Here is a 6,516-nt window from a genome sequence, read left to right as displayed (position 1 = left end):
CCTACACGTCTACGCCACGGCCCTGACCAGGACCGGATCGCACACCACCTTGGTGGACGCCACTTCGCCTAGTGAGCCGACGCTGTTGCGCTCTCGCGCTGCTCTCCCTGGCCGAGCTTGCCCGTGTCGTTCCCCGTCGCAAAGCCGGTCTGCAGAGATCCTTTCGGCCCTTCGGGTTCGCTACGCCCGAAAGCATCTTGCTGCTGCGGCTTGGCGGCGGGCCCCTACGACACGTCCAGGGCGCTCTCAGGGCGATCCGGCATCCGCCGATCGCCCGCCTCACGGCCAAGGAGAGCCCTGATGGACGAGTTGTCGTATGCAAGCTGCCCGGAGTGTGGTGAGCACGCGGTTGCGGTGCCGCCGCGCAACTGGATCGCGCCCGGTGAGGTGCCGGGGTGGACGCACGCCTCGGACGGGACCGCGTTGTGTCCGGTCGTCGCCGCCGAGGGTTACCGGCCTGCGGAGCCGGTGACGCACCTGAACGGCCCGGGCGTGGTGTTGGTCATCCGTGGGCGGGAGGCCACCCGATGACACTCCTCCATCTCGACCCGCACGCGCTGATCTTTGCGGCCAACGTCCGCACGGAAATAAAGCTCGCTCGGGAGTTCGTCGCGAGCGTTCGCGAACGAGGTGTGCTCCAGCCTGTGGTGGCCTATCCGGGTGAGGACGGTCCGGTGGTGGAGTTCGGGCACCGCCGCACCCTCGCCGCCTGGAATGCGGGCTGGCCAGTGTCCCGGTGGTGCTGGTTGCGACGCCGGAGGGGGTGGATCGGGTGACCGATCAGCTGGTGGAGAACGACCAGCGCGCCGACCTGTCGGTCGCTGTGCAGGTGGCCGGGTGGGAACAGCTGGCCGCGTTCGGGCTGTCCGCGTCGACGATCGCCAAGCGGAACGGCGCGAAGAAGGCCGACGTCGCGACCGGCCTGAAGGTCGCCGGGTCGGAGTTGGCGTCGAAGGCGGGGAAGCGGTGGGAGTTCCTGTCGTTGGATCAGGTCGCGGCGGTGGCGGAGTTCGACTCCGATCCGGAGGCGGTGAAGGCGATCGTGGCGGCGGCAAAGTCCGGGCGGTTCGAGCACACGGTGCAGCGGCTGCGCGACGACCGCACCGAGGCCGAGGCCGCCGCTCGGATACGGGCGGAGCTGGTCGAGGCCGGGGTAGAGGTCGTCGAGCGCGACCAGGTGGCCTGGCCGGTGTCTCGCCTCGACGACCACGGCATCGACGCGCCCGCGCACGCGGCTGCCCCGGGCATGCGGCCTATGTGGGTTCTGGGTTCGTCGAGGGGGAGCGGCGACCGGTGGCGGTGTTGGTGTGTCGGGACGTGATCGCCCACGGCCACGTCGACGGCACGCAGGCTCCGGCAGGGGAGGGGAGGCGGTCGTTGTCGGAGGAGGAGAAGGCGGCCCGTCGGGTGGTGGTGGAGCGCAACAAGCAGTGGCGGTCGGCGACCACGGTGCGCCGGGAGTGGCTGCGAGCGTTCGCCGCCTGCAAGACCGCGCCGGTCGGTGCGGAGCGGTTCGTGCTGACGTGTCTGCTGGCTGGTGATCATCCGATCCGGCAGGCGCTGGAGGCGGGTTGGCCGTTGCTGCGTGAGCTGCTGGGTTTCGAGGTCGGGCCGTCGGATCGGTTCCGGTCCGGGGGTGCGGAGTTCTCGGCGGTGATGGAGATGGTGTCGGCGGTGTCGCCGAGGCGGGCCACGGTGCTGGCTGCGGCGGCGGTGTTGTGTGCGTGGGAGGAGCGGACCGGCCCGCACACCTGGCGCCACCAGGGCGCTGACACGGCGCGGTATCTCGGGCAGATGGCGACCTGGGGCTATCAGCTCTCGGACATCGAGACCTACGCCGTGACCGGCCTGGAACCCGAGGCTGCAGCACCCGAAGCCGCGCCGCTTGAAAGCGCCGCCGGGGATCGGGTCGTCCGACGTCGAGGCGTCGCAGGGCTGAGCCCACGGGCGATGTCGTGCAGTCCTCGTGCTGCACGACATCGCCCACCCCCGCCACCAGCGACAACCACGATCGCGACAGGACGACAGAACCAAGGGAGCAGGTGATGACGACGTCGAGTTCGGCAGCGGTGCGGCGTCTGCGGGTAGCTGCGGAGCGGGCGGTCGAGGCGGGGTTCTTCGTGTTCCCGGTCCGGCCGCGGGCGAAGACCCCGGTGATTCCCGGTTGGGAGCAGGCTGCGACACGCGACCTTCGGCAGGTCGGGCGGTGGTGGCGGACGACTCCGTTCAACGTCGGTCTCGCCGTGGGCCGCAGTGGGGTCGTGGTGATCGACCTCGACCAGCCCAAGCTCGGGCCGTCGGCGGTGTCGGGCGTCGAGGCGCTGGGTGGGCTGGCCGATGAGCGCGGGCAGGTCGTCCCGGTGACGGCGTCGGTCACCACCCCCTCGACCGGACGCCACCTGTACTGTCGGATGCCGCACGAGACGGCCCTGCGCAACAGTCAAGGGCTGCTGGCGCCTTTGATCGACACCCGCGGTGTCGGCGGGTACGTCCTCGCCGCCGGGTCGGTGCTGCCGTCCGGGCGCTACGTCGCGCGCGGCGGCGAGATCGCCGAGCTGCCGGGGTGGCTCGCCACACTCCTTACCCCGCCCCCGCTCCCGCCCGCGGCGCGGACTCCTGAATCGGAGTTGCGGTTGAGGGGCTCGCGGGCGACCGCGTACGTGAACGCGATCGTCGCGAGCGAGACCGAAGCGGTCGCGGCCGCCGTCGTAGGAACCCGCCACACCACCCGGCTGCGTGCCGCTCGCACCCTCGGCCGCCTGGTCGGCGGCGGGGAGCTCGACGCGGCCCGAGCGCGGTGGGTGCTGCTCGAGGCTGCGGAGGCGCACCTCGGTGCGGATACGTCGGTGCGGGAGATCGAGCGTGACATCGACGACGGGCTGGCCTTCGGCGCCCGAATGCCCAGGCGGATCCGGCAGGCCGTGCCGTGATTTCTGACGAAGTCCGCTCCGCACAGGCGCAGAATCGGTGATCAACGGCTACCTTCCTGCGAAACGGAAGGAGGCCATAGTGGCGGATGGGAAGCCTGGGACAGCGGCCCGGTCGATTCAGGGCGAGCAGCAGGACGCCGAGCAGCAGGGGTATGTGAAGGCCTCGGACGAGGACGTCGACCTGTATGTGGATCGGGTCTCCGACGATGTCATCGCCTGCCGGGAGCGGGGTCGGCACCTGTTCCCGACGATCCGGCAGGCCGGGATCCATTTCACCGGCGTCGATGACGAGGGACTGTTCCTGCGCCGTCTGCTGTGCACCTGCTGCCGGCTGGCGGTGCGGGTGGAGAAGTGGGAGGCCGTGCGCCGCGGCAACAAGACCCGCTTCGCGCGGGTCACCTCGGGTCTGGAGTACCAGGAGGGCCCGGGCGGCGAGCGCTACCTGGCCCCGTCCGGTCGCGGGCACATGACCCCGCGCCAGATCGGCGACTCGGTCGCCTCGAAGGCTCTCGCCGGGCAGAGCATCACTGCGCTGCGCAAGGCGGTGAAGGCGGAGGCGAAGCAGGCGAAGAACGCCTGAGTTCCTCATCGAGTGCTCGTCAGCGGGGGTCCCTCTGTTCGCGTAGTGCGTTGGCCAGTCCGCGGACGGCGCGTCGGACCTCGATCGGGAGTGCCCGTCCGGCGCGGAGCTCGATCGCGGCGCTGTGCAGGACGTTGCCGATCTGGGCGGCGACGGCGCGGTCACCGATGATCTCCTCGCCGGTGCCGTCAAGCAGTTCAGCGATCGTGGAGTAGGCCGCCGCCTCCGCGGCGATCGCGTCGTCGACGGGGATGTTCCGGTCGTATCTGCTCCGGCCGCCCATGCCGCGCCTCCCGCTCGCTCGTCCGAGGGCGCGCGGAGCCCGCCGTACTTCCCTACGACGGGCCACCGCGCGACAATGACTCTAGCGCACGGATCGAACAGATGTTCGTATGGGTCGGTTGGCTTTCGTGTGAACCACGGTCTGTGCCTGTTCGGCGACTCCCGACCTCACGTCTAGTCCACACGCTAGACGCGCTGCGTGTCGGGCTAGCGTCCGAACCATGGGCGTCGAGTTTCCTGTGGCCACGATGGTGGCGCGCACCGGGAACGACCTACCCGACGACGGCCGCCACGCCTACGAAGCAAAGCTCGACGGCTGGCGGTGCGTCGCCCACGTCGGTCGACGGGTGCGGCTGCACTCCCGCCAGCAGCGCTCTCTGACGGGTTTGTTTCCCGATGTGGCAGCCGGGCTCGCCGAGCTGGTCCCAGAGGGAACGGTGCTCGACGGCGAGCTCGTCGCGATGTGCGATGACCGGGCCGACTTCGCCGCTCTGCACTCCGGTCGCGGGCAGCGCCATCTCGTCGCGTTCGACGTCCTCGCCGATCGAGGCCGAGACATCCGCGGGGAGCCGTACCGGGACCGCCGTCGCCGACTCGAGGACCTCCTGGCCTCCGCTCGCGGTGCGCTGCGGTTGATGCCGGCGTCGACCGACGTCGCTGTGGCGCGGGCATGGATGGTCGATCACGGCGGACGTGGAGTCGAGGGTGTCGTCGCGAAACGCCTCGACCACGGGTATCGGCCGAGATCGAGGTTCTGGTCCAAGCATCGGACCCGGCTCTCGGCAGACGCGATCATCGGCGGCGTGATCGGCCCGGTCGAGGCTCCGACCGCGCTCGTGCTGGGCCGCCACGATGATCGAGGTCGGCTGAGGGTGGTCGGTCGCACCGTGGCGCTGCAGCGCCACGCCAGCATGGAGGTCGGCGGCCTGCTGACCCGCGCCCGCGGCCCGCACCCGTGGCCGACGGTGCTGGCGGGTGGACGTCTCGGGCTGCCGGGGCTCGACGACGTCGAGCACACCCCGGTCGACCCCGCCGTAGTGGTCGAGCTCGACGTGGACACCGCGTTCGAGGCGGGCCGGTGGCGCCACGGAGCGAGACTGGTCCGCGTGCGCCACGACCTCGAGGCCGGCGACCTCACCTGACCGACGGCACCTGACGCCGCGAACCAGGCGGGCCGGGAGCAGCCCCACCGAGCGGTGAGGGCTAGGGACTCTGCACCCCGTCCGGGACTGCGATGGTCGATGCCCCGCCTGCCCGCGCCGACGCGGGTGGGATCACCGCGCGGTCCCAGCTGTCGGCTGGCGTGTGGGTGGGGTGATCTCACGCCGGTCGGGCGAGCGCGGTGCCCCGACCCGTCCCGGCACGGGGTGCGGGCGAGCCCCGCCTCACCACCCGGTGAGACCGCCCCCACCCCGGCTGGGTTCACCCCGCGGGTTCGGGGCGTCCTGCGGCTCCACGAGGAGCGCACCGTGTCCATCCACCACCCCGCCCAGCCCACCGACCCGACCGACCAGCCCCGCCCGACGGGCCTGGGTGTCCTGTCCTGCCGCAACGCCGGTCTCGGGGAGATCGTCGACATCCTGCGGGCCCAGCAGGAGGTTAAGCTCGACCTCGTCGCCCCCGCCGCCGACCTGCGCTCCCACGCAGGCCGCATACATGTGGCCGACGCCGCCCACACGTTGACCGTCGACGGCGTCACCCGCGGCGACGCCGTCCTGACCCCCACCGCCGCAGCCGATGGGGACCTGGCCGCCAAGCTGGACATCCCGCTCCCGTATCTGCGGCGGATGCGCGCGACACGGCCGGATCTCTACGACGCCAACGTCAACGGCTGGCTCGCCGAGCGCCCGGACCGCCGGTTCCTGATCCGGGCCCTGCACGACTCGGGGTCGGCGCGGCCGGGTGTGTTGCGGGCGGTGTTGTCGGACTCCTACCGCATCGTGGACAACCTCGACGTCTTGATGACCGCCCTGTCCGGGATCCGCGCCGCCGGGGCCGCGGTCGACATCACCTCCGCGGACCTGACCGAGTCCCGCATGTACGTCAAGATCCGTTCCACCGAGATCGCCGAACACGCCCCCGCCCTGCTCGGTGACTACCGCAGCCCGTTCACCGGGGCCCGCGGCGCCGACAACCCCCTGGTGTGGGCGGGGTTCGTGCTGTCGAACTCCGAGACCGGTGCCGGGGCGTTCACCATCGCCCCGCAGCTGACGGTGCAGATCTGCAACAACGGCATGACGCTGACCAAGCACGTCCTCAAGGAGGTCCACCTCGGTGGGCGGTTGTCCGCCGGGCAGATCACCTGGGCCGCCGACACCCATGCCGCTGCCCTTGAGCTGGTGCTGAAGAAGGCCCGCGACGCCGTCGCGACGTTCCTGGACCGTGACTTGGTCCGCGCCCGGCTGGCGGAGATCACCGCCGAAGCTGGCGTGCCGGTCGCGGCGCCGGTGGAGACGATCGAGCACGTCAGCCGCAAGCTCGCCTTCACCGCCGAGCAGCAGGACCTGATCCTCAACCACTTCCTGCTCGGTGGGGACCCGACCTCGGGTGGGGTGCTGCACGCGGTCACCTCCGCCGCACAACTCCAAGACGACGCCGACACCGCGCACGGCATGGAACGCCACGCCCTCCGAGCGATGGGACTCGCCGCGGCACACGCCGGCGGTCGCTGACCCGGCCCGGGGTGCGGCGCGGTGCCCGATGAGGGTGCCGTGCCGCACCTCG

General features: G+C 71.3%; 8 protein-coding genes. 7 read left to right on the top strand and 1 reads right to left on the bottom strand.

The features are described from left to right. Positions 1-300: 300 nt before the first annotated feature. The 5 genes from ABD993_RS31515 to ABD993_RS31495 all read left to right on the top strand — a co-directional run bounded on the left by ABD993_RS31515 (position 301) and on the right by ABD993_RS31495 (position 3,510). Positions 301-531 carry a hypothetical protein gene (locus ABD993_RS31515; protein WP_345426485.1) on the top strand — a complete coding sequence of 77 codons (231 nt, stop codon included), beginning with the start codon at positions 301-303 and terminating at the stop codon, positions 529-531. A gap of 241 nt (positions 532-772) precedes the next feature. Further along, positions 773-1,321 (top strand): hypothetical protein, encoded by a 549-nt coding sequence (locus ABD993_RS31510; protein ID WP_345426483.1) that lies wholly within the window; start codon positions 773-775, stop codon positions 1,319-1,321. Further along, positions 1,294-2,046 carry a hypothetical protein gene (locus ABD993_RS31505; protein WP_345426481.1) on the top strand — a complete coding sequence of 251 codons (753 nt, stop codon included), beginning with the start codon at positions 1,294-1,296 and terminating at the stop codon, positions 2,044-2,046. Before ABD993_RS31510 ends, ABD993_RS31505 begins: the two co-directional genes overlap by 28 nt. Further along, entirely contained in the window at positions 2,046-2,930 is an 885-nt protein-coding gene (locus tag ABD993_RS31500; protein ID WP_345426479.1) for a bifunctional DNA primase/polymerase, read from the top strand. Before ABD993_RS31505 ends, ABD993_RS31500 begins: the two co-directional genes overlap by 1 nt. Positions 2,931-3,009: 79 nt before the next feature. Further along, positions 3,010-3,510, top strand: a complete 501-nt coding sequence (locus tag ABD993_RS31495; protein ID WP_345426477.1) for a hypothetical protein — start codon at positions 3,010-3,012, stop codon at positions 3,508-3,510. A gap of 19 nt (positions 3,511-3,529) precedes the next feature. Here the strand turns inward: ABD993_RS31495 and ABD993_RS31490 are convergent, their stop codons facing one another. After that, positions 3,530-3,793, bottom strand: coding sequence for a hypothetical protein (locus ABD993_RS31490; RefSeq protein WP_345426476.1), 264 nt, complete (start codon positions 3,791-3,793; stop codon positions 3,530-3,532). A gap of 220 nt (positions 3,794-4,013) precedes the next feature. Here ABD993_RS31490 and ABD993_RS31485 point away from each other — a divergent pair, with 220 nt between their 5' ends. Both ABD993_RS31485 and ABD993_RS31480 read left to right on the top strand, forming a co-directional pair. After that, positions 4,014-4,934, top strand: a complete 921-nt coding sequence (locus tag ABD993_RS31485; protein ID WP_345426474.1) for an ATP-dependent DNA ligase — start codon at positions 4,014-4,016, stop codon at positions 4,932-4,934. Positions 4,935-5,261: 327 nt separating this feature from the next. After that, entirely contained in the window at positions 5,262-6,464 is a 1,203-nt protein-coding gene (locus ABD993_RS31480; RefSeq protein ID WP_345426472.1) for a DUF932 domain-containing protein, read from the top strand. The last annotated feature ends 52 nt before the right edge of the window (positions 6,465-6,516 follow it).

The sequence above is a fragment of the Pseudonocardia xishanensis genome, from assembly GCF_039541715.1.
Classification (GTDB): domain Bacteria; phylum Actinomycetota; class Actinomycetes; order Mycobacteriales; family Pseudonocardiaceae; genus Pseudonocardia; species Pseudonocardia xishanensis.
Note: the sequence above shows the minus strand (reverse complement) of the source record. Positions and strands in the feature narration are given on the sequence as shown.

Excerpts from the sequence above, each read along its gene's own strand:
- ABD993_RS31485 (WP_345426474.1), top strand. The coding sequence starts at position 4,014 with ATGGGCGTCGAGTTTCCTGTGGCCACGATGGTGGCGCGCACCGGGAAC.
- ABD993_RS31500 (WP_345426479.1), top strand. The coding sequence starts at position 2,046 with ATGACGACGTCGAGTTCGGCAGCGGTGCGGCGTCTGCGGGTAGCTGCG.
- ABD993_RS31515 (WP_345426485.1), top strand. The coding sequence starts at position 301 with ATGGACGAGTTGTCGTATGCAAGCTGCCCGGAGTGTGGTGAGCACGCG.
- ABD993_RS31490 (WP_345426476.1), bottom strand. The coding sequence starts at position 3,793 with ATGGGCGGCCGGAGCAGATACGACCGGAACATCCCCGTCGACGACGCG.